The organism is Pseudalkalibacillus sp. NRS-1564 (assembly GCF_050467905.1).
In the GTDB taxonomy this organism is placed as follows: Bacteria; Bacillota; Bacilli; order Bacillales; family Guptibacillaceae; genus Guptibacillus; species Guptibacillus hwajinpoensis_B.
In genome coordinates this window covers 1-22,180 of sequence record NZ_JBITPM010000042.1, presented here as the reverse complement: position 1 = coordinate 22,180, position 22,180 = coordinate 1, and the positions used below count along the sequence as shown (strand labels likewise).

Below are 22,180 nucleotides of genomic sequence, written 5' to 3'. Positions count from 1 at the left end.
GGGTTTCTTCTTCGTGGAAATGCATTCATCTAACGTTATTATACATTTAAAAAAGTTTTATGACCGGTTTAAATTTTGTTCGCCTGCCAAGCGAATTCAGTACTTCTTTTGTTATCAGCTTATATCCTTTTGCATTTAGCTGGAGACCGTCTTTTTCATAAAGCATTTTACTTTTCTTATTTTCTCGAATCAATTGCCAGAGATCAATATGTCTTGTTCCAAGCTTATTTGCTAAATGTTTAATTCGATCAGCATAACCCTCTATTTTTTGATTCGTCATTGAGACATTTCCTTCATTCATCACTGGTGATGGTGAAATAAGAATAACCCGTTCTGAAGGGAGATTATTAACCATGTACTCAATATTTCTTTCAAACTCACTCAAATCTGAACTTTGTCCTAAACAAGCTTCTTGCGTTCCAAAGAAAATGGTTACATAATCCGGTTTGTAGCTGAGAACATCAGACTGAAAACGCGATACCCCTTCTCTAGAAGTTGGGGTTGAACCTGCATTAATCACGATCCATTCATCAAGAGCCCCTCTTATCCTTGATGTAAGACGTTCGTTCCCTTTATCATCTACTTCCCTCGCTGTCAGGCAGTCGCCAAAACAAACAAGTACAGGCATATCTTTCCTCCCCCTTTCGTTCCGTTGTTACCAGTTCTTCAAAATGGCTGTTCGAAAATTGCCTTGCTCTACTATCTCTTTAATTTCAACTATCACTTCTTTTTCAAAAATTGGGCCGTTCCATACAAACGTATGAAATTCTCCATTTTCACCGCACGGATCCACGTCATTTGGAAGGGATTGAAGAAAGTTATCATCAAATGGTTTCCCTACCCAATCAGGAGATATTTTTGACTGATCAACTGTTGTAATCACTGCTTTAAAACCTGTCGCGATGAATCTTTTTGCCGTATGTAGAGTGGAATGTTGCCACAATGGGTATATGCCCTTCAGTTTGCAATCCTGTAAAAGCGTTTCCCGATAATGACGAATATCATCTAGAAATAAATCAGCGAATACGACCCCTTCTATTTCTGCTTCTTTAAACACCTTATATTGATTGCTAACAAGCTTCTCGTATTGCTTATTCGTACAGTTATCTGGTAAATTGGTTATCGTTAGAGGCAGACCAATAGCAGCTACCTGCTTTTCAAGCAACGCTGTATGTACGCCATGAAAAGGAATGGCACCATTTGTTTCGTTGATGGTTGTCCATAATCCTTTCACTTGAAGATGTGATTGCTTTAAACAATCGAATAAAGCTATGGCGCTGTCCTTCCCAGAGCTCCATGAAAAAATTAAATTCAATGTATTAGCTCCTTTCTTACTCTATATAGACGAATAGAAAAGGCTGAATGTTTCAAATATCTTGAAATTAATTAAAAACTTTATTCAAACCTCCTTAAAAAGGGATTGAAGTGTTTGAAGTCGAAACAGTATGACGGAGGTGGAACGGTAATGAATGTGTATCAATTATCCAGCCAGACAGATGAAGACATGATTGAAAAGGTTTCAAAGTTATTAATGAAGCAAATTACTCGTTCTGAGCAAGATGGAAGCTACGATAAACTCGTTAAAGGAGTAAAGCTTGCTCTTGATGAACAGACAGCATCACGAATCGTTGTCGCAGAGTCTGATGACGAAGTCCTTGGCGTCGCGTTTTTTTAATATCGGCGTCAGCCTCTCTAGTGGTGGTCCATATATTTGGTTAAATGAATTATTTGTTGATCCAGATGCACGAAATAGAGGTATTGGTAGGAAATTACTCCTTCATGTCATTTATTGGGCTGAGAATGAAGGGATTAAGGGCATAGAACTTGAGACAGGAATTCATAACGCTGTTACAAAACACCTTTACAATTCTCTCGGTTTCCATGACATTATTTCAAAAAGATACGGGTTTACCTTCTCTTCTTAAAGATTATTTGCTGCAAGAGTTGTTTCTGATACACCAAGAGATGGTAGAGAAAGGAGGCGTTTATAAAATGGAATTACGCGTAGATCGTACACCAAACCCAAATGCTATTAAAATTACGGCAGACCAACAGCTTTTCGAAGGAACTTCAAGCCATTCTTTCAAGAAGAATGACAATCCCGATCACCAAATGGCTGCTGCACTTCTAAAATTAGAAGGTGTTGATAATGTGTTTGGATACCAGGATTTTATTACAATTAATAAGATGCCAGAGGCAGATTGGGATACATTACTTCCAGAAGTAAAAGAAACAATCTCTAATAACGCATAGAAAAAAGTTCCTCGGATATCCGAGGAACTTTTTTTCTTGCTGTTAAGTAGTAGGGAGATATTTCAATCATTTACTGGGGAACACAAAGGGCGTGTTCTTTTTGTGGGGCTCCAGCGCTCGTCGAGGCTAATCGGGCACTTCCGCTTTTCTTGTCTAGCTGCGACTCGCAGAAACTGCGATATTTCGCTCTTTCACCAGAACACAAAGGACGTGTTCTAGTTCAAGAGCTCCAATATCTCCGTTTCTAAACGCTCGTCTCCGCTTTTCTTGTCTAGCTGCAGTGAGCAGGGACTCGATCGCTTCAGCCCTTCATCCGAACACAAAAACCGTGTTCAAATGAAGGGCCTCCAGCGCTTGTCGTCCCTAAACGCTCACTTCCGCTTTTCTTAACCATCCGTTCTAAAGAATCCGAAGATGCCTGTGGTGTTGACTATGTTGGTGAAGGCGGTTGGGTCGATGTCTTGGATGATGTGCTCGAGGTCGTATAGTTCATAGCGTGTGACGACGATCATGAGCATTTCTTTGTCTTCTCCTCTGTAGGCACCTTTTGCAGGGAGCTTTGTGATTCCTCTAACAAGTCGGTCATGAATAGCTTTTTGCATTTCATTTCCTTTGGAAGTTACGATCATTGCTGTTAGTTTTTCGTGACGTGTATGAATGACGTCGATTACTCGAGATGATACGTATAAGGTAACGAGCGTATAAAGAGCTTTTTCCCAGCCATAAAGCATCCCTGCAGTGAGGATAATCAACGCGTTCATGCTGAAGAAATACGTACCGATTGGACGGTCTTTCATGCGGGATAAAATCATGGCTACGATGTCCATTCCTCCGGTGGAAGCCCCCCATTTTAATGTAAAGCCGATACCAATTGCTGCAATGACTCCGCCAAACACTGCATTTAGCAGGATATCTTCTGAAAGAGCCTGGACTGGAATGATTTCAAGGAAAAAGGTAGTAGCTCCAACACTGATAATACTATACAATGTAAAAGATTTACCAACTTTCTTCCATCCCAGTATAGCTACAGGGATATTTAGTAACATAAGTAAAATACCCGTTGAGATTGAAATTGGCGTATAATCACTTAGTACGCTAGAAATCAGCTGTGCGATACCAGTAAAACCACTAGCATATACATTGGCAGGGATAAGAAATAAGTTCAGAGAAACTGCACCAAGGATCGCACCTAAGAGAATCACAATAATTTTTTTTACTTCTTCCAATAAGAACACCTTCTTTTTTTGAAACAGAGATTTATCTCGTTTGCAGAATATAAGTAGAGACTGATCCAATTGACAATATTCACTCTCAGGATCCGATCTTTATAAGTGACGATTAGGTAAAGCCACATCTACTAAGCCATGTATATCTAATCAAACTATCTAATCTACGTCAACTGTTTTCTATTCAACCCCATCAATAGGATTGATTTCCTCTTTGCTAATGGGATAAACTTGATTATAACAAACATTCATTTACATACTGACTTAAAAATGAAGAAGGGACGATCGTCCATGACAGTTAAAATCATTACAGATAGCGCCTCGGATTTGCCAGAGGATCTCGTACGAAAGCACGACATCGACATCATGCCACTAATGGTCATTATCGGAGATCAGGAGTATTATGATCGTGAAGAGATCCAAGCAAAAGAGTTATATAAGACCTTGCGAGAAGGTACAATGGCCAAAACGTCGCAAATTCCTCCAGCACGGATACGAGAGACATTTGCGAAATACGCTAAAATGGGTCAGCCTTTTATTTATATTGCACTATCATCTGGTATTTCAGGTACATACCAATCAGCTGCCATCATTAAAAATGAAGTACAGGAAGAATACCCTGACGTACAAATGGAGGTCATTGATTCTAAAGCCGCTTCTCTCGGCTACGGACTCATGGCGATCCACGCTGCTGAGCTTGCTGAAAAAGGTGAAGGATTTGAGCGAATATTAGAAAGCTTAAACAGCAAGTACTTAACGCACATGGAACACATTTTCACAGTAGACGACCTGGAGTTCCTTCAGCGTGGCGGTCGCGTCAGTAAAGCCTCGGCCTTCTTTGGTGGAATGTTAAAAATCAAACCAGTGCTCCACGTTGAAGACGGGAAACTTGTTCCGATTGAAAAAATTCGTGGAAAAAACAAAGTCACCAAGCGTATGGTTGAGATCATGCAGGAACGCGGCGTTAATCTTCAGTCCCAATTAATCGGCATTTCACATGGAGATGACCTGGAAAGCGCTGAAAAATTAAAAAGTGCGATTCAAGAGACATATGGGAGTGAGCACTTTGTCATTCATGAAGTAGGCGCTACGATTGGGTCTCACTCAGGACCAGGAACACTTGCTTTGTTTTTCTTAAATAAATAACTTCCTTTTACATAGGATGTCGCATAATCGCGTACTCTATTATTGTGCATGGCAATCCTGACACCAAGGGAGGACATAACGTGTCATCAACAAAAGATAATAATAAAAAAGCAGTTGATCATAATGCTAAACGAATGTTGAAAAACAAGTTAAAAGAAGAAAACCGTGAAGGCGGGAAACACCAGTATTCTAAGGATACTGACCACTTGTAGAGATCAAGCATTGAAAAGAAACCGGCTAAACAGCCGGTTTCTTAATTTCTAACATCGGTTATATTAAAGTAAGGAAATGTTGTGCCTACCCAAAATGCAAGCGAAAAACCTACCATAATGTAGAGTATAAAATATGCATCAACTCTAGAGAAGGTCTGTTTATAATAATAAGTTCGTTCCTTATTATTAAACTGCTTCGCTTCCATGGCAACTGCAATGCGATGAGCTCTACGAATACTTTGAGAAAGCAATGGCACCGCATAAAGTGTCACAGACTGCATGATTCGAGCGAACCCTTTTTTCTTTTTTATACCTCTAATACGTAATGCGGCTCTTAGCTGTTGGAATTCCTCCATCATAACAGGAAGAATACGAACAGCAGCCATAAAGCTATAGGCAAACCGAGGCGGTACTTTAAGCTGTTGAACGAGGGAATAGAAGAGAAATACTGGCCTCGTTGTCAAAGCGAATAGAAGTCCGAGCAAGGCGAAATTTAAAGCTCGAAACCCGATGTGAAGACCTCGAAAGAAGCTCTCTTCTGTAATATGAACGATTCCCCACTTCCACCAAGTCGTCGTCCCTTGACCAAAGAACATCATACTAGAAGCACTTGAGAAAAATAACAACAAAAATGGAATCATTAAAATCGCTAGTATCCTTTTCCGATGTCCTGTGGCGAACAAGACGAGAATTAATGGAACCACTGTTACATTGCTAATCAAATTTGGATTGTGAACGAATAATAGAAGGATAAATAATGCTAAAATGAACACCAATTTGAAAGCAGGATTTAAACGATGAAGCCATGTTTCTTTATACTGTAGAGTCCACTGCATGATGCTCCCTCTCTTCCATTCTCAGAAGCTCTCGATCAGCAGTTAGCTTACCCTCTTCAATGATCCACTCTCTCGTCCCATAATTTTGAACAATCTTCTCATCATGCGTCACCATAATAATGAGCATTCCATCTGACCTTAACTGTTCAAATAAAGCTAGCAACTTAAACGTATTACTTGCATCTTGACCAAATGTTGGTTCGTCTAACAAAAGAATCGGTTGAGAACCAAACATGGCCGTTCCTACGCTTAACCTTCTTTTTTGACCCGTAGAAAGCTGGTACGGATGAAGAGTTCGCACTTGCTTAAGATCATATGCTTCAAGCCACTGCCCTACTTTTTGATCTACTTCCGCGTCTTCCATCATTTCAAGGGAATAAGCAAGTTCATCATAGACAGAATTCGTGACAAATTGAAATTCTGGATTTTGAAAAACAAAAGCTAGCTGCTCACGGGAAGCTTTGATCGATTTTAATTCCTGATTCTTTACTCTCTTTTTACCAGTCGTTTTCATCACGTTCATTAAACTTAAAAGAAAGGAGCTTTTACCTGCTCCATTCTTTCCGGTAACCACAATCCATTCTCCTTCATGAGCTGACCCATTATGCACTTCAATTTTTGGGATTTTGCCTCGATACCCTTTTAACTGTTTAATCTCAAGAATTTCTTCCCCTTTAACATACGGTGCAGGAAGTTTTTTTTATTTGTATGTTCTTCCCATACGCCCGGATACCAGATCCCATATTCCTTCATCTTATGTTTATAAAAGGAGAAGACACTTTGTGGGTCAGCATCTGCAATAATCCTTCCCTCTGAATCAAAAAGGACGATGCGATCAACAAAATCAATTACTTCATCAATCTTATGCTCAACGATAATCATTGTTTGTGTAGCATTAAGTTGTTTAATTGTTTTCCATACGTCAGAGGTACCTGCAGGATCAAGTAACGCGGTCGGTTCATCCAAAAAGATTACATCTGGCTCAAGTGCAAGCATGGAGGCAATGGCTAGTCGCTGTTTCATCCCTTGTGAAAGTGAACTAATCTCAATATGCGGATCCTTAAAGGAAAGACCTACCTTTTCAAGATAATGACGAATTAACCCTTCCATTTCAGGTTGCGGGACAGCACGATTTTCCAATACGAATGCCATCTCTTCATCCACATATGGCATGCAAAACTGAGAATCAGGATCTTGAAATACAACGCCTGAAGATGCTGGTATACTTTTGGCATCTGCCTTCATAGGCACTGGAACGGCATTTGGAATTAAACCAGATAATATCTGAAGAAGAGTTGATTTACCACAACCGCTCGGACCAAGAAATAAGACCTTTTCCCCTCCTGCAATCTCAAGAGATAACCGATTAAATAGCAGTGTGTCCGCTCCCGCATATTTTACACGAAGGTTTGATACACCTACTTTCATATAACCACTCCTTACTGATCTAACGCCTTATAATCCTCATCACTTGCTGGTCTAACTAAGCTAGTAACACCCGTTTTCTCTAGAGCTTCTACAAGGAAATAAGCAAGTAGTCCAGCTAACAGGAAACCACCTATTAACCTAGCACCAATGAGAAGAAGTAAATTCCATAGAGCAAGGTCCATCACATACCCATAGGCAGCATCCATGACAATGGAGCCTACTGCAGCAGCAATCCCTCCAAGCGCCGCAACAAATGCGGTGTATCGTTTATAGCCAAATAAAGCAAACATTAATTCCGTTCCTAATCCTTGAACAATTCCATATAGAAGAACGGACAATCCATATTCAGAACCAACAAGAAATTCACCAGAAGCTGCAGCCGTTTCTGCAAGTAGTGCCACACCGGGCTTACGAAGAAGAAGCACTGCTACTGTACCCGCAATAAACCACATCCCGTAAATCACATCACCAATATGGAGACCAAATGGTTTAAAGATGTTATAGACCGGTCCCCACAGTTTATAAATAATCCCAAAAACAAGGGCAATCACGATCGTAATCAAAATGTCCGATAGTTTTAGTCGTTTCATACGCGCTCACCTTTTTGGAGGGAGACAGGCCACTCTTCTACTTGATAAGCCATTTCCCAGAAACCATATTCCAACTGACAGCTAAGAATGAAATAGTCCTTGATTCGCTTCAATTCTCTTTCAGGTGCCGTCTCAGCCCACTGATCGAGGATTTTTCTTAGTTGATCCGTCACAGGTTCCATTGACTTCTCTCCGTAAAACGTAATCCAATCATAAAAAGGATGATCTTCTTTAGGATTAACCTCTTCCATTAAACGCTGACCAATCTCCAGGTATGTCCATGGGCATGGCAGAAGGGCTGCAACGATTTCTCCGAGCGTACCTGAATGAGCAGCGTCAAGCATATGCCTCGTATAATGATGTGCCGTCGGGGCGAGGGGATAGCCTTGCAGCTCTTCATAAGTGACGCCTGCAGCTCGACACAAATTATTATGAGGATGAACCTCACTATGGAGTACAAATGATATTTGTTCAGTGAAAAGTGCCATCTCTTCTCGGTTTTCACATTTTGATAGCGCAATGCCATAGATTCGAACAAATGTATTCAAATATTCAAAGTCCTGCTTTACATAGTGAACAAGCTGTTCCTTCTCTAACTTTCCCTCCGCAATTCCTCTCACAAATGGATGATTAAAGATCGCTCCAAAAATTGGTGCTGCTTCCTCTCTTAACTGTTCAGTAAATGACATAAAAAAACTCCTCTCCGCTTTTCATCCAACTGATGAAGAGGAAAGGAGCTTGAATGCCGTTGTTCCGTCATTTTTGGAGATTTAGAAATACTTGTAAGCATTCCTTACTTCTACACGTTTAGGAAATCAAAACGTATAAAAGCCGCTCCAAAAATGGAGCGGCTGCGGTGGCATCCGTCTCCACTTTCCTCCGCTGGCGCTAACCAGATCAGGTTCAAAGGGTCCAGGACATCCTGTCTCAGTCATATAAATGACTCCCCTAGTGGATATATAAAAAGCTTTTTTGAATGTTAGTTTGATAACTATTAAGCTACTCTTCTTTCACACCTTTGTCAACCATTACTGGAAGTTCAATTACAAAAGTTGTTTGTTCTGGATTTGATCGCACTGAAATAACACCTTCGTGCTTTTCAATAATTTGCTTGCAAACAGACAATCCAAGACCTGTTCCGAGTTTTTTTGTACTAATGAACGGTTGAAAGATACTTTCAACAAGATGCGATGAAATTTGCCGGCCATTATTGGAAATTTCAATCGTAATCCGTCCATGGTTTTCTTTTGCTCTCAGCTCAATTTTTCGATGATCGATTTTATTTTCATTTAACTCTTCAATCGAGTTAATCATAATATTAAGAATGACTTGTTTAATTTGTTCTTCTACACCGAACAGTGGAATGTCTGGAGTAATGGCTGTTTCCACTTCTATATTTGATTCTAGTAGTCTTGGATAAAGAATTTCAATGGTATATCTTAATAATCCACTTAAATTTAATGATAGAGGACGATCGTCGCTCCCACGCATTTTTGATAAGAAAAGAAATTGACTTACCTTCTCTTCTAGACTTTTCATTTCGCTATTGAGGATTTCGAAATAGTGTTTCTCGATCGAATTATTAGCATCACTATCATCTTCTAATAATTTCAAAAATCCTTTAATGGAGGTAAGAGGATTGCGAAATTCATGAGCAAAGCTCGCACCTAGCTGACCAAGAATGGTTAAACGATCACTATGCATTTCCTGTATAAACTTATTTTTATCATGAATGATATTATCTTTCACCTTCGTGTATTCCGTTACTGAATGATACGAATAGGCATTAAAGTAATTATTAATGATTTGAAGACCTTTCGACAGTTCGTCTCTATCAAATGATGATTCGTTTAAGACAGAGATCACAACCGATCTCCCAAAATTAATATTCGCAATAAACTCTCCGATATTAACATTTGCTTCAATTCGCTCATTGGCAATTTTCTTAGTTAATGTCATAATCCAACTTTCATCCTGAAGGCGAATATAACGAGAGATAAGTTCAACCGTTCGTTTCCCATTCTTAATGATTTCTTCATAATAAGGATCCTCTTGAGAAATTTTTGCGCCAAGCAGCCACTTTTCTACAATTTCGGGCTGACTTTGTTCCAAAAACGACGCAAACCGTTCTTCAAATTCAGATTCTCTTAAATCAAAATTCATACCTCTCGCCTCACAAACTACATTATAGGTTTGTTTCATTTTATCATGTAATGCAAATGTCATCATTATATTCTCAGACTTAGGTTTAGAAATTCTCCCGATTGGCAATTCCTTACATATATAATTTGAAAGGAGTTATCCCATGCGACCAGATTTTAGACAGACGGATGGACAACCACCACAACATCAAAATCATCAGCCAGGATCTCAGCAAGAAATGGATCCAAAGCCCATAATGGATGACCGGGATTATAAAGGATCAGGAAAATTAACGAATAAAGTCGCTCTCATCACTGGAGGAGATAGTGGGATAGGTGAAGCCGTTGCGATTGCTTATGCAAAAGAAGGAGCAAAAATCGCCATTGTTTATCTTGACGAACATGAAGATGCGCAACATACGCAACAAAAAATCGAAGAAATCGGAAGCGAATGTTTATTGTTGCCGGGAGACATTGGGAGTGAAAGCTTTGCTTACGATGTGATTAAACAGGTGATTGATCATTTCGGACAGCTCGATATTTTAATTAATAATGCAGCAGAACAGCACCCCCAACAGGGAATAGAAGAAATTAGTGCAGAACAGCTCGAAAAAACATTCCGAACCAACGTTTTTGCCATGTTTCACCTGACGAAAGCCGCTCTTCCCCATCTTAAAAAAGGAAGTGCAATCATTAACACATCCTCTGTAACCGCATATGAAGGCAATGATCAGCTGATCGATTACTCTAGTACAAAAGGTGCAATCACAACGTTCACAAGGAGTCTCGCAAAGTCGCTCGTTGGAAAAGGTATTCGTGTCAACAGCGTTGCACCTGGTCCTATTTGGACACCGCTTATCCCTTCCACCTTCTCAGCAGAAAAAGTGAAAAACTTTGGAACGAATACACCGATGGGAAGACCGGGTCAGCCAGAGGAATTGGCTGTGGCTTACGTCCTTCTTGGGTCGGACGGATCTTCTTATATGACTGGTCAAACCATTCACATTAATGGTGGACAGTTCTTAACATCTTAAAACCTCCTTTGGGAGGTTTTTTATATTATTTACTCTATAAAAAATGATTTTTAAGATTCAATTGGACAAGAGTTTATACGTCATTTTACTGCATTCATATAGTATAGAGAAAACAATTTTAGACTATATTTGAACACGTATGTTCAATAGGGGTTGTCATTATGGCTTTTATTAATCGATACTCCACCCGAACGTGTGGAGCCATGACATTTACAGGAAATACATTAGGATTAAGTCAGTTACTAAATGCTAACCAGGCAGGTACTCAAGGAAGTATCGGAGCATTTATTACAACCGATACAACACTTCAAGTGCCAACTTTTCCTCCAGGAACTACTCTTGATTATACCTTAAATAACTCAGAGGCTAATCTCGTATTACCAGCTGGAAGCACCGTTTTATATGCTGAATTAATCTGGGGAGGGAATTACCTTTCAGTAAACGAAGACATTACATCTGAAATTAATAATTCTGTTACCTTCACTGATCCAAATGGGACTGACTTCACAATTAGTCCCGATCCAACAACTAGTAATGAACCTACATTTACTTTTGGACCAAACACGAGAGGATTTTACATGCGTTCCAATGATGTTACATCAATTGTTCAAGCAGCTGGTGCTGGTACATACACCACTGGTGGCGTACCAGGACTGCTTGATCCTCTTCAAGCTTCCACAGCTGATACGAACCATGCAGGGTGGACGCTAGCCGTTGTTTATGCGAATAGTTCATTACCAAACCGATCTTTGAATTTATTTGTAGGCGCCGATGGGATTGTAATTAACCCAGCGAATCCAACTATTGATATTCCCATTTCAGGTTTTATGACTCCTCCTTCAGGAACAGTAGATGCTCGTTTACTCATCTCAGCTCAAGAAGGGGACGCGAATATAGGAGGAGATCAGGCTCTCTTTGGACCCGATGCAGGTACATTAACCCTTCTCTCAGGACCAAATAACCCAGTAGGAAACTTTTTTGGCTCTCAAATTAATGATGATTCGGGAAATCTTGATACGAGTGGTACATTTGGTAACCGGAACCAGGATCCTTTTACATTAACGAATATTGTTGCTGGAAGACAGGGATGGGATATTACAAACGTCAGTGGGTCTGGCCTATTACCAAACAACCAATCCACGGCTGTTTTTCGCTTCACGTCGTCAGGCGATGCTTATATGCCAAATGCGCTTGGCGTCCAAATTGACGAAGGTGATGCAATATTAGATATTGTGAAGACAGTTGATAAACCGTTCTCGTCTTACGGAGACGTTCTCTCATATACAATCACCATTACTAACAATGGTGTGGTTCCAGCAATTAACGTGATCTTTAGCGATAGCATTCCACCAGGCACGCTTTTTGTTGAGAACAGCTTGTATATTGATGGGGTTCAGTATCCAGGGATCAATCCACAATACGGTGTTGAACTCGATGATATTGACGTGGGTGATAGTGTAACGATTTTCTTCCAAATCATCGTCAAAAGATGTGATTGTTTTGTTAGTAATATCACTGAAGTAGAGTTTAGTTGTGGGAAAATTGCAATGAGTAACCAGGCTCTATCAACCGTATGTTAACCAATAATAAAAAATCGCAGAGCATCAGCTTTGCGATTTTTTTAATTTATTCTACTCTGATTATAGTAAGAGAAGCTCCTACACCGGAAGCTAAGACAATTAAACTAATCAGTCCAAAAAGCTGAAGAGAAATGACATCTCCTGCAGACAATGAAACAATGGCTTCTGCGCTAAAGTTAGTGACTGCAACAACAGGTGAAATAACTGTTTGACTTAATTGAACCCCATTAACCATTAGCCTAGAACTTATCAGAGTTGCTGCTGTAGTATTTATATGATAAGAAAGGAGATACCTTCCCGTTTCTTGAACTGTAAAAAAAGTGTTTGTCCCATCTACCGTTATAGTTGTTGGTAAACTCTGGGCATCTGGAAGAGAAATATTTGTCCCTCCAACTATCGCATTAATATTAGCATTTGACGTGTTCGCAGCAAATCCTGAAGTGGCTGTAACTGATGGTCCCGGCGGCCCTGGTGGACCAGGGATTCCTTGCGCCCCCTGTCTAGCAAATACTCCTCCAGGATAACTTCCTCCACAACCTCCACAACCTGAACAACTCATGAAAATCACCTACTTTGGAGAATTTGTATTTACTATAGTAAACGCAATACTTGATGGATTTGGAACGGCTGATGACGGCTTGTTCAAAGTTTATATGTATTTTATTAAAATTCCCCAAAATAAATAGCCACCTTCGTGGCTATTTCATACGCTCATTCTGATTAATCGTTCTCACTGTCCAGCGCTCTACAACCTTGTGTGGTACACAAACACGTTTGTTTCCTGACTCAGGATCACTAATTTTCTCTAGCAAACAGTTCACCGCCTGATAACCTAGTTGGAAAATATTAATATCAACAGAAGTAAGCGGCGGACTGGCGTATTCAGCGAGCATCACATTATTGAAACTAATGACGGAAACATCTTCAGGAACAGAAAGACCCATCTCATCTAGCTTGCTCATGATACCAAGGGCCATGAGATCATCTGCAACAACTAGCGCGGTTGGAGGATTTTCTAACGAAAATAATGCCATTACCGCTTCCTGTCCGCCTTCTTTTAGAAACTCCACATGAACAACATAATCGTCCTGGAGTGGAATTTCCGCTTCCTGTAGGGCTTTTTCATAACCGTGTAACCGCTCCACAGTTACGACTAGATCTAAATTCCCTCCTACAAATGCGATTCGTTCATGACCTTTGCCGATAAAATGCTCGGTTACATCTTTTGCCGCGCTAAAGTTATCATTATCGACATGAGTGATTGAATCTGGATTCACTAGTGGCTTCCCAATAACGGTAAATGGAAAATTTTGTTCCTGTAAAAACGTCATGATTTTATCGTCGATTCTTGAATAAAGCATTACTATACCGTCCACTCTACGCCCGTGAACCATCCCCATTACGCCTTCTAACATTTCTTCTTCTGTTGCCCCAGTGGACATATATAAGGTATATTCTTTTTCATGAGCCTTCGTACTAATCCCCCGAAGAACCTCTGGAAAGAATGGATTCTGTAATACTTTATCTGCTGAACTCGGCATGACAAGGCCAATCGTTTGTGTACTCCGGTTCGCTAGACTTCTTGCATTATAGTTAGGATGGTAGCCAAGCTCTTCCATCGCCTCTCTTACACGACGTTTCGTTTGCTCACTAATTCTTGGATTATTTGCGATCACACGTGATACCGTCGATGGCGCAACATTGGCAAGCTTCGCTACATCTTTAATCGTTACTGCCATTGGGATTTCCTCCTATACAAAGCTTTCGCTTGTTCATTTCATATGATAAGTAATTGATCTATCTTAACTATCTAATGATTCATTGTAAACGATTTCTATTGAAAATGACATCTACTATAGAGAAACAATCCTACCTATTAAAGTTCTCTAAACAAAGAATTAGGATAAAAAAAGAGAAAGAAGCTGCAAGAGTAGCTCTCCTCTTCCTCTTCTTTCTCACGTCTTGCTCTATCCTTTCGTTCCACCAGCAGTAAGTCCAGATATAAAGTAACGTTGCAGCGATAAGAATAAAATTGAAATTGGGATCGCAATCAATACTGATCCTGCAGCGAACGTTGTAAACTCATTTCCGAACTGATCAGAAATCATTTTGTAAAGACCAACCGCTAACGTATATTTATCCTCACTACGAAGAATAACTTGAGCAAGAATAAAATCCGTAAACGGTGTAATGAAACTAAATAATGCTACAACAGCAAGAATCGGTTTTGCAAGTGGTAATATGATTTGCCAGAAGATACGGAAGTGACCCGCTCCATCGATTCGAGCTGATTCATCAAGCTCTTTTGGAATTGTATCAAAGTATCCTTTAGCAAGCCACGTATTCATTGGCAGTAAACCACCTGTATAAACAAGAATCAGCGCAAAGTGCGTATCCAACAAACCCGTTGTATAAGCTAATACATAGATCGCAATAAGTGCTGCAAAGTTCGGGATCATTTGAAGAATTAAGAAAGTCATTAATCCATTTTTACGACCGACGAAACGATAGCGTGAGAAGGCATAAGCCATACAGGAGATCATCGCTACGGCTAGAATCATTGTGATGATACAAATCTTCAATGTGTTCCAATACCAAAGCAAGTAATCACTTTCAGCCGTATTAAATAACGATTTGTAATGCTCCAATGTTGCATCCTTCGGGATAATGGATGATCCAGATAGACTGTCACCGGGATTAAAGGAAGACCCCACAATCCATAGAACTGGGTACAAGATGATGACACAAGCAATAGCGATGGCAATATAGGACAGTGTTAAACGTAAGGTATTCTGCATTTTTGGACTCATATTACATCATATCCTCTTCTTGGAATGATTTCGTTCTTCTAAACTGCCACAGTGCTACACCAATAACAATGGCTGATAGAATCATGGTAATAGCAGCAGCTTTGCCATATTGCGCAGACGTAAACGTGAGTTTATAGATCCACGAAATCAAAATGTCAGTAGAGCCTGCTGTTTGACCTGATACGGCAGGACCACCACCGTTAAACAGGTAAATAACGTTAAAGTTATTAAAGTTAAATGTATATTGTGTTATTAAAATGGGCGCGATTGCAAAAAGAACCATTGGAAGCGTGATTCCTCTAAACTTCTGCCAGATATTCGCACCATCTACTGTTGCAGCTTCATATAATTCATCTGGAATCGATTGAAGCACACCCGTTACCATAGCGAAAATAAACGGGAATCCAAGCCAGAACTGTATAAGAATTAAAGCAACTTTTGTCCAAAATGGCTCTGTAAGCCATGGTATCGCATCGATACCGAACGCTGCTAAGATGTCGTTATTTATCGCACCAAACGTCTCATTAAACATCCCCGCAAACACAAGGATTGATACGAAAGCTGGTACGGCCCAAGGCAAAATAAAGATTGTTCTAAAGATGCCTTTAAATTTAAGGTCTTTCTGGTTCATCAAAACGGCTAGAAAAATACCAATCGCAATTTGTCCTGTTGTCGCAACAAATGTCCATACGATTGTCCATGAGAAAACATCGATGAAAGTATCGCGCCAGATGTCTAGCTTAAATATATCAATATAGTTTTGAATCCCAATCCAGTCTACTAAATTAGCTGGTGGAGAATGGTAAAGATCGTAGTTTGTAAACGAAAGTAAAATAACAAACAATATCGGAAAAATAACAACAAAAATTAATAAGAAAAATCCAGGTGATAGCATTAAGTAAGGAAATCCTTGTTCAGAAACATTACGGTATTGCTCTCGAACAGAATTTAAGGGAATGCCTAGATCACGATTTCTTCCGTTCAAATATGCATCCCTTAGGTTTAAGAAATAAATAACCAATCCAATCAGGATAACAAGGACAGCGATAATTCCCTGTGTTAACAAGAAGATGGAGTGATCTCGTGGTAGCTTTTCCCCCAGGGTAACGATCCCCCATAATCCAATGTTGATTAAGTCAGCAAAAGCAACGGCAAATGAAACCGTTAAGATGAAGAACATAAGTCCTTTGAGGATCTGCTTGTTATAAAACTGACCGAATCCAGGTATTAGTGATAAAGCAAGTGCTGTTTTTCGATGCTTTGTTTGACGCTCAGTTGCCTCCATCGTGATGGCAATCCCCTTTCTTCTCCCCACTTTTCTAGCTTTAAAGTGAGAAGCAGTACCCCGTTTCCGGAGTACCGCTTTAAATTTTCAAAACTTTAGTTGCTGTGATTCTGCTCGATTTGAGACTTAATTGTTTTTGTAGCCTCATCAAGGGCCGCTTTTGGTTCTTGCTTATCTGTTGCTACTAATTGTAGGGCAGACGCTGCTGGCTCCCATACTTCAGCCATTTCTGGAATGTTAGGCATTGGAACGCCATATTGAGATTGAAGTGCTACGGCACTTGCACCTTCATTATCAGCAATAACTGGATCTTCAATTAGTGATTTAACAGGAGGAATTTCTGCTGTTTTTTCGTAACGAATCTTTGCATTCTCCTCATTTGTTAACCATTCAACGAGCTTCGTAGCCCATTCTTTGTTCTCAGAGAAATTACTTACGTGCCAGCCTTTAACACCGATAAATGTTTTGAAATTCTCTCCGTTTGGAAGTGTAGGCATTGGCGCAACACCAATGTCAATTCCAGCATCTTTATAACCCTGGAAAGACCATGGTCCGTTCATAACGGAAGCTGCTTTCCCTTCATTAAATAGACCATCCATTGTAGATCCACCGTTTTCACCAATTAGGCCTTTAGGGAAAAGATCTTCCTGATACCATTTCTGAATATATTCCGTTCCTTCAATAGCACCATCATTATTAAGACCGATGTCATCTGGGTTTAATCCCTCATCAGTGCGATCAAACACATAGCCGCCATATCCTGAAAGGACAGCGTTTGCAAAATAGAAGTTATCCCATAGCGCAAGGAAGCCATACTGCTTGTCTTTCGTGAAGTCTTTTGCGAAATCATATACTTCATCCATTGATTCTGGAGCTTTTTCCATTAGATCTTTGTTGTAAATGAAGACAGGTGTTTCCGTTGCTTTTGGTAATCCATACAGGTTACCGTCAAAGTTTTCAGCTTGAATAGAAGATTCTGTAAATGTATCAATCACAGACTGTTCAACTTCGATTGGGGAAATAAGTCCTTCAACCGCTGCTTGTCCAATTTGATCATGTGGAAGTGTAATAACGTCAGGACCAGTACCTGCTGGACCATCAAGACGAATTTGCTCTCTAATTTCGTCAGCCATACCTAGTTCTTTAAATTCAACTTTAATGCCGTACTCTTCCTCGAAACTAGCAATAGCCGGTTCAAGTGCAATCCCTTTATCTGTATCTTCCCAAACAACTAGCTTCTCAGGTTTATTTGCATCTTCCCCCTCAGAATCACTGCCTCCGTTGTTACTAGAAGCGTTTTCATTGTTTTGCGGTCCGCATGCTGCAAGAACGCCGATTGCAAGAACTAGTGTAAGAAACAAAGCGAAAAAGCGTTTCATGTGTTAACCCCCTCTTAATTTTACGATAGGAGTACAAGCGCTTTCATACAACTTAGTGAAAACGATTGCACTGTCTTTCTATAACTTATTATACATGGCTATAAAATTTTCGCAACCGTTCGCACAAAGTTTTTTCAAAATTTTTTCGAAACGGAATTTCACCTTGTTTTTTACATTTGACTATCGTACTTTGATCTTCTACATTTATATAGAAGCAACGTTCCATTTCGATTAGTGCTTGAAAAGAGTTTTCTTTTATTAAAATGCAAGCGATTGCACATGGAGGTATCTATTTATGTTTAAAGAAGCCATTTATCACCGCCCAAAGAACAACTATGCTTACGCATATGATAAGAAAACACTACACCTGATGATTCGAACAAAGAAAGATGATGTGACATCCATCTCCCTTATTTTTGGAGATCCGTATGATTGGAAAGACAACAAATGGCAGTTCACTTCTAAAACAATGAAAGTAACTGGCTCTGACTCTCTATTCGATTATTGGAGTATTGCGATCCAACCTCCTTATCGTAGATTGAGATATGGCTTTTTTCTAGAAGATAAAAATGAAGCGTATTATCATACTGAAAAAGGCTTCTATACGGAACAGCCATCAGATACCAACGACTATTATAGTTTTCCTTTCCTAAATGAAGCTGATATCTTTACAGCTCCTGAATGGGTGAAAGACACAGTATGGTATCAGATCTTTCCTGAACGATTTGCTAACGGGGATACTTCCTTAGATCCAAAAGGTACGCTTCCATGGGGAGAATATCCTCCGGAGCGTAACAACTTTTTCGGCGGAGACTTTCAGGGGGTAATAAATCATCTTGATCACTTAGCAGAACTTGGAATTAACGGAATTTACTTCACACCTATTTTTAAAGCGGCCTCAAACCATAAATACGACACAATCGATTACATGGAGATAGATCCACAATTTGGCGATAAAGAAATGTTTAAAGAGCTCGTCAAAGCCTGTCATGAAAGAGGCATTAAAGTTATGTTTGATGCTGTTTTCAATCATAGCGGTTATTACTTCGAACCTTTTCAGGACTTATTAAACAACGGAGAAGCATCACGCTATCGAGACTGGTTTCACGTTCGATCCTATCCAATTGAAACAAAACCTCTTCCCTCCTATGATACTTTCGCCTTTGAAGCGACAATGCCTAAGCTTAATACTGAGAACCCAGAAGTGAGAGAGTATTTACTACAAGTTGGTCGCTACTGGGTAGAAGAATTTGATATTGACGGGTGGCGACTTGATGTTGCAAATGAAATTGATCACCGCTTCTGGCGTGAATTTAGAAGAGAGGTTAAGCGAGTTAAGCCTGAGCTTTATATTCTTGGTGAAATCTGGCACGACTCGATGCCGTGGTTACAGGGCGATCAGTTTGATGCTGTAATGAATTACCCTTTAACTGCTGCCTTACTTGACCATTATGCAAATGGAAGAATCTCTGCCGAAACAATGGGGAACCGACTATCCGCACTCCTTCACTCTTATCCTGCAAATGTGAATGAAGTCGCCTTTAATTTATTAGGAAGTCACGATACACCGCGACTCCTCACACTGGCAAACGGGAAAAAGGAGGTCGTGAAGCTCATGTATATCCTTCAATTCTCCTTCCCAGGAACACCTTGTATTTATTATGGTGACGAAATTGGGATGAAAGGTGGCGCTGATCCCGATTGTCGAGAATGTATGATTTGGGATGAAAAAGACCAGGACACTGAACTATTTCAATTCTTAAAAGAATTAATCGCCCTTCGCAATCAACACCCTGCGTTTCGGAACGATGGAACTTTCGAAGTGGTGTATACAGATGAATCACTTATTCAATATAAGAGGAAAACGAACAATGAAACGCTCCTCTTTCTATTAAACAACTCAGAAAAGGCCATAACTACTGATCTCTCACTCAATTATTTGAACACAAAAACTCTTTTAGGGAGTCAGCACGACTCTAGCCTACTTCATCTTGAACCATTTGGCTTCACTATTTTAGACATTTCATGAGCAAGAAGCTCCTGGTCATCATCCAGGAGCTTCTTTTTATGCCTCAGAATTCGAAATTAACTGAAAGCGCAACCACCCTTACCCCACTTGGAATATTCTGATTATTCAAATGTGCTAAGGTGAGATTTTATGACATACTATTTTAAATTTTCAAAAAATAACCTTGAATTTCTCGTTTTCACCGCATAATATTAGGATATAGAAAAAAGGCAATGTTAGAAAAACTGACATGGAGGGTCTTACATGAAAAAAGTAGAAGCCATTATTCGTCCTGAGGCATTTCAGGATCTAAGAGATCGGTTAAGAGATGAAGGTATCACAGGCATGACAGTATCTGAAGTAGCTGGATGTGGATTACAGAAAAAACAAACTGGTGTCTTCAGAGGAAGTCATTTTGAAGTCTCGCTTCAGGCAAAAATTAAAGTAGAGCTCGTTTTTGATGATGACCTGCTTGATCATGTTGTTAAGCATATTCGCGATATATGTGCAACCGGGGAAGTTGGCGACGGCAAAATCTTCGTCTATCCTGTCGAAGATGTTATTCGCATACGATCTGGTGAACACGGACTCACAGCATTTAAATAAATCAAAAAGGATGATAAAAGCTATGAAAAAAATCACTAGTTTGTTCGCGCTTCTCTTTCTTCTCTCAGGAGGACATGTCTTCGCAGCAGGCGATACCTCTGCTGTAACCGCCTTGAGTGCTTCAATGGATACCGTATGGATTATGATTGCTGCTTTTCTAGTATTCTTCATGCACGCTGGATTTGCAATGGTTGAAACTGGATTTACCCGTTCTAAAAACGCCTTAAATATTTTAATGAAGAATCTCCTAACAATGTCAATCGGTGCAGTGCTTTACTTTATAATTGGATACGGATTGATGTTCGGTTCTTCAGCAGGCGGTTTTATTGGTAGTGATGGTTTCCTTCTTCTAGGACAATCTAAAAACATCGGCTTCTTTGTTTTCCAGGCCGTCTTTGCGGCAACTTGTGCGACAATCATTTCTGGTGCAGTAGCTGAGAGAATGAAATTAATTAGCTATATTGCTGTAACGGTTGCGATGATTGGATTTGTTTATCCTGTTGTTGGTCACTGGATTTGGGGTGGCGGATGGCTTTCAGAACTAGGGTTTGTTGACTTCGCTGGCTCAACGGTTGTTCATATGACAGGTGCACTTGGTGCGGTAGTAGCAGTCGCCTTTCTTGGAGGACGTCTTGGTAAATACTCAAATGGAAAAGTGAACGTTATTCAAGGTCATAACATTCCACTTGGCGCACTAGGGGTATTCATTCTTTGGTTCGGCTGGTTTGGATTCAATGCAGGTAGTACACTGTCAGCAAGCGACGCACTTATCCCTACAATCGTAGCGACAACACTTCTTTCTGCTTCAAGTGGTGTCATCGGAAGTGCCCTTTATTCTTATATTCGCTATAAGCAAATTGATGCTTCTTTAACTCTAAACGGCGCATTAGCTGGACTTGTCGGAATTACAGCTGGAACAGCAAGCGTATCTCCAATTGGCGCTATGTTCATCGGTCTTATCGCTGGAGTTATCTTGATTGAAGCCGTTCAACTGATTGACCGACGCGTAAAATTGGATGACCCAGTTGGAGCGATTGCTGTTCACGGAGTGTGTGGGGCGTGGGGCACGCTAGCCGTTGGACTTTTCGCAATCGATGGTGGTTTATTCTACGGAGGCGGTGCATCCCTAATCCTCGTTCAAGCAATCGGAATTCTTGCAGTTATGGCGTGGACGATTGGCACAGTAGGTATTTTCTTATTCATCTATACTCGCTTCTCTTCCATTCGCGTTTCTCGTGAAGAAGAAATTCAGGGACTTGATTTCGCAGAGCACGGCTCAACAGCTTACGAGCTTAGAGGAGGCCTTCTCAACAACAATGAAAGCCCTTCTGCCGGAACACCATTCGGCCACGGCCTAGTCGAACGCCTCAACGGACTCGAACAGCCACCAGTTGAAAAAAGAAAAGCAGAAGGGAGCGTTTAGACACGAAAAGCGGAAGTGGGCGGTTAGGGTCGACAAGCGCTGGAGGCCCATAAAAAGAACACGGTTTTTGTGTTCATTTTATGGGGTGAAGCGATCGAGACCCTGCCCACTGCAGCTAGACACGAAAAGCGGAGACGAGCGTTTAGAAACGGAGATATTGGATCTCTTGAACTAGAACACGCCCTTTGTGTTCTGGTGAAAGAGTGAAATATCGCAGTTTCTG

At 40.3% G+C, this 22,180-nt stretch carries 24 protein-coding genes and 1 riboswitch; of the genes, 10 read left to right on the top strand and 14 right to left on the bottom strand.

The window, feature by feature from the left end; translation table 11 throughout:
- Window positions 1–46: 46 nt before the first annotated feature.
- Window positions 47–628, bottom strand: coding sequence for an SGNH/GDSL hydrolase family protein (locus ACIFPW_RS19290; RefSeq protein WP_194221165.1), 582 nt, complete (start codon window positions 626–628; stop codon window positions 47–49).
- Between the two features lie 27 nt (window positions 629–655).
- On the bottom strand, window positions 656–1,315 hold the full coding sequence (locus tag ACIFPW_RS19285) for a diphthine--ammonia ligase (protein ID WP_430246626.1): 660 nt from the start codon (window positions 1,313–1,315) through the stop codon (window positions 656–658).
- Between the two features lie 150 nt (window positions 1,316–1,465).
- On the opposite strand from ACIFPW_RS19285, the gene ACIFPW_RS19280 reads away from it, so the two are divergent.
- From ACIFPW_RS19280 to ACIFPW_RS19270, 3 genes are all read left to right on the top strand, one after another.
- Complete coding sequence (locus ACIFPW_RS19280; protein ID WP_430246625.1) at window positions 1,466–1,675, top strand: hypothetical protein; 210 nt, start codon at window positions 1,466–1,468, stop codon at window positions 1,673–1,675.
- Window positions 1,656–1,925, top strand: coding sequence for a GNAT family N-acetyltransferase (locus ACIFPW_RS19275; RefSeq protein ID WP_430246624.1), 270 nt, complete (start codon window positions 1,656–1,658; stop codon window positions 1,923–1,925). The genes ACIFPW_RS19280 and ACIFPW_RS19275 overlap by 20 nt, the downstream gene beginning before the upstream one ends.
- A 67-nt stretch (window positions 1,926–1,992) precedes the next feature.
- A complete protein-coding gene (locus ACIFPW_RS19270; RefSeq protein WP_430246623.1) occupies window positions 1,993–2,253 on the top strand; it encodes a NifU N-terminal domain-containing protein in 261 nt (86 codons plus the stop codon).
- A gap of 386 nt (window positions 2,254–2,639) precedes the next feature.
- On the opposite strand, the gene ACIFPW_RS19265 is transcribed toward ACIFPW_RS19270, so the two are convergent.
- Window positions 2,640–3,488, bottom strand: a complete 849-nt coding sequence (locus ACIFPW_RS19265; protein ID WP_194221161.1) for a YitT family protein — start codon at window positions 3,486–3,488, stop codon at window positions 2,640–2,642.
- 282 nt (window positions 3,489–3,770) lie between these two features.
- Here ACIFPW_RS19265 and ACIFPW_RS19260 point away from each other — a divergent pair, with 282 nt between their 5' ends.
- Window positions 3,771–4,625 carry a DegV family protein gene (locus ACIFPW_RS19260; RefSeq protein WP_430246622.1) on the top strand — a complete coding sequence of 285 codons (855 nt, stop codon included), beginning with the start codon at window positions 3,771–3,773 and terminating at the stop codon, window positions 4,623–4,625.
- Window positions 4,626–4,705: 80 nt separating this feature from the next.
- Complete coding sequence (locus ACIFPW_RS19255) at window positions 4,706–4,837, top strand: DUF3941 domain-containing protein (protein WP_226612574.1); 132 nt, start codon at window positions 4,706–4,708, stop codon at window positions 4,835–4,837.
- A 41-nt stretch (window positions 4,838–4,878) separates the two neighbouring features.
- Here the strand turns inward: ACIFPW_RS19255 and ACIFPW_RS19250 are convergent, their stop codons facing one another.
- The 6 genes from ACIFPW_RS19250 to ACIFPW_RS19225 all read right to left on the bottom strand — a co-directional run bounded on the left by ACIFPW_RS19250 (window position 4,879) and on the right by ACIFPW_RS19225 (window position 9,854).
- Window positions 4,879–5,673, bottom strand: coding sequence for an energy-coupling factor transporter transmembrane component T family protein (locus tag ACIFPW_RS19250; protein WP_430246621.1), 795 nt, complete (start codon window positions 5,671–5,673; stop codon window positions 4,879–4,881).
- A complete protein-coding gene (locus ACIFPW_RS19245) occupies window positions 5,651–6,247 on the bottom strand; it encodes an ABC transporter ATP-binding protein (protein WP_430246620.1) in 597 nt (198 codons plus the stop codon). The genes ACIFPW_RS19250 and ACIFPW_RS19245 overlap by 23 nt, the downstream gene beginning before the upstream one ends.
- A 68-nt stretch (window positions 6,248–6,315) precedes the next feature.
- Window positions 6,316–7,101: an energy-coupling factor ABC transporter ATP-binding protein gene (locus ACIFPW_RS19240; RefSeq protein ID WP_430246619.1), complete on the bottom strand. Its 786-nt coding sequence runs from the start codon at window positions 7,099–7,101 to the stop codon at window positions 6,316–6,318.
- A gap of 11 nt (window positions 7,102–7,112) precedes the next feature.
- On the bottom strand, window positions 7,113–7,691 hold the full coding sequence (locus ACIFPW_RS19235) for an ECF transporter S component (protein WP_194221156.1): 579 nt from the start codon (window positions 7,689–7,691) through the stop codon (window positions 7,113–7,115).
- The gene (gene tenA, locus ACIFPW_RS19230) at window positions 7,688–8,380 is read right to left on the bottom strand and encodes a thiaminase II (protein WP_430246618.1); all 693 of its coding nucleotides are present in this window, start codon (window positions 8,378–8,380) and stop codon (window positions 7,688–7,690) included. Before tenA ends, ACIFPW_RS19235 begins: the two co-directional genes overlap by 4 nt.
- A gap of 168 nt (window positions 8,381–8,548) precedes the next feature.
- Window positions 8,549–8,651: riboswitch (TPP riboswitch) on the bottom strand.
- Between the two features lie 39 nt (window positions 8,652–8,690).
- The gene (locus ACIFPW_RS19225) at window positions 8,691–9,854 is read right to left on the bottom strand and encodes a histidine kinase N-terminal domain-containing protein (RefSeq protein WP_430246617.1); all 1,164 of its coding nucleotides are present in this window, start codon (window positions 9,852–9,854) and stop codon (window positions 8,691–8,693) included.
- A 142-nt stretch (window positions 9,855–9,996) separates the two neighbouring features.
- On the opposite strand from ACIFPW_RS19225, the gene ACIFPW_RS19220 reads away from it, so the two are divergent.
- Together ACIFPW_RS19220 and ACIFPW_RS19215 are read left to right on the top strand one after the other, a co-directional pair.
- On the top strand, window positions 9,997–10,866 hold the full coding sequence (locus tag ACIFPW_RS19220; RefSeq protein WP_430246616.1) for an SDR family oxidoreductase: 870 nt from the start codon (window positions 9,997–9,999) through the stop codon (window positions 10,864–10,866).
- A 161-nt stretch (window positions 10,867–11,027) separates the two neighbouring features.
- A complete protein-coding gene (locus ACIFPW_RS19215) occupies window positions 11,028–12,446 on the top strand; it encodes a DUF11 domain-containing protein (protein ID WP_430246615.1) in 1,419 nt (472 codons plus the stop codon).
- Between the two features lie 46 nt (window positions 12,447–12,492).
- Here ACIFPW_RS19215 and ACIFPW_RS19210 read toward each other — a convergent pair whose 3' ends face one another.
- The 5 genes from ACIFPW_RS19210 to ACIFPW_RS19190 all read right to left on the bottom strand — a co-directional run bounded on the left by ACIFPW_RS19210 (window position 12,493) and on the right by ACIFPW_RS19190 (window position 17,920).
- A complete protein-coding gene (locus ACIFPW_RS19210; protein ID WP_194221151.1) occupies window positions 12,493–13,005 on the bottom strand; it encodes a BclA C-terminal domain-containing protein in 513 nt (170 codons plus the stop codon).
- A 139-nt stretch (window positions 13,006–13,144) separates the two neighbouring features.
- A complete protein-coding gene (locus ACIFPW_RS19205) occupies window positions 13,145–14,185 on the bottom strand; it encodes a LacI family DNA-binding transcriptional regulator (protein ID WP_430246614.1) in 1,041 nt (346 codons plus the stop codon).
- Window positions 14,186–14,413: 228 nt separating this feature from the next.
- Entirely contained in the window at window positions 14,414–15,256 is an 843-nt protein-coding gene (locus ACIFPW_RS19200) for a sugar ABC transporter permease (RefSeq protein ID WP_226612558.1), read from the bottom strand.
- 1 nt (window position 15,257) lies between these two features.
- Window positions 15,258–16,541 (bottom strand): carbohydrate ABC transporter permease, encoded by a 1,284-nt coding sequence (locus tag ACIFPW_RS19195; RefSeq protein ID WP_194222272.1) that lies wholly within the window; start codon window positions 16,539–16,541, stop codon window positions 15,258–15,260.
- A 95-nt stretch (window positions 16,542–16,636) separates the two neighbouring features.
- Window positions 16,637–17,920: an extracellular solute-binding protein gene (locus ACIFPW_RS19190; protein ID WP_430246613.1), complete on the bottom strand. Its 1,284-nt coding sequence runs from the start codon at window positions 17,918–17,920 to the stop codon at window positions 16,637–16,639.
- 295 nt (window positions 17,921–18,215) lie between these two features.
- Between ACIFPW_RS19190 and ACIFPW_RS19185 the strand changes: the two genes are divergently transcribed.
- The 3 genes from ACIFPW_RS19185 (at window position 18,216) to ACIFPW_RS19175 (ending at window position 21,957) form a co-directional block, all read left to right on the top strand.
- A complete protein-coding gene (locus tag ACIFPW_RS19185; RefSeq protein WP_430246612.1) occupies window positions 18,216–19,949 on the top strand; it encodes an alpha-glycosidase in 1,734 nt (577 codons plus the stop codon).
- A gap of 243 nt (window positions 19,950–20,192) precedes the next feature.
- Window positions 20,193–20,534, top strand: coding sequence for a P-II family nitrogen regulator (locus ACIFPW_RS19180; RefSeq protein WP_194221146.1), 342 nt, complete (start codon window positions 20,193–20,195; stop codon window positions 20,532–20,534).
- A 22-nt stretch (window positions 20,535–20,556) separates the two neighbouring features.
- Window positions 20,557–21,957 carry an ammonium transporter gene (locus tag ACIFPW_RS19175; protein WP_430246611.1) on the top strand — a complete coding sequence of 467 codons (1,401 nt, stop codon included), beginning with the start codon at window positions 20,557–20,559 and terminating at the stop codon, window positions 21,955–21,957.
- The last annotated feature ends 223 nt before the right edge of the window (window positions 21,958–22,180 follow it).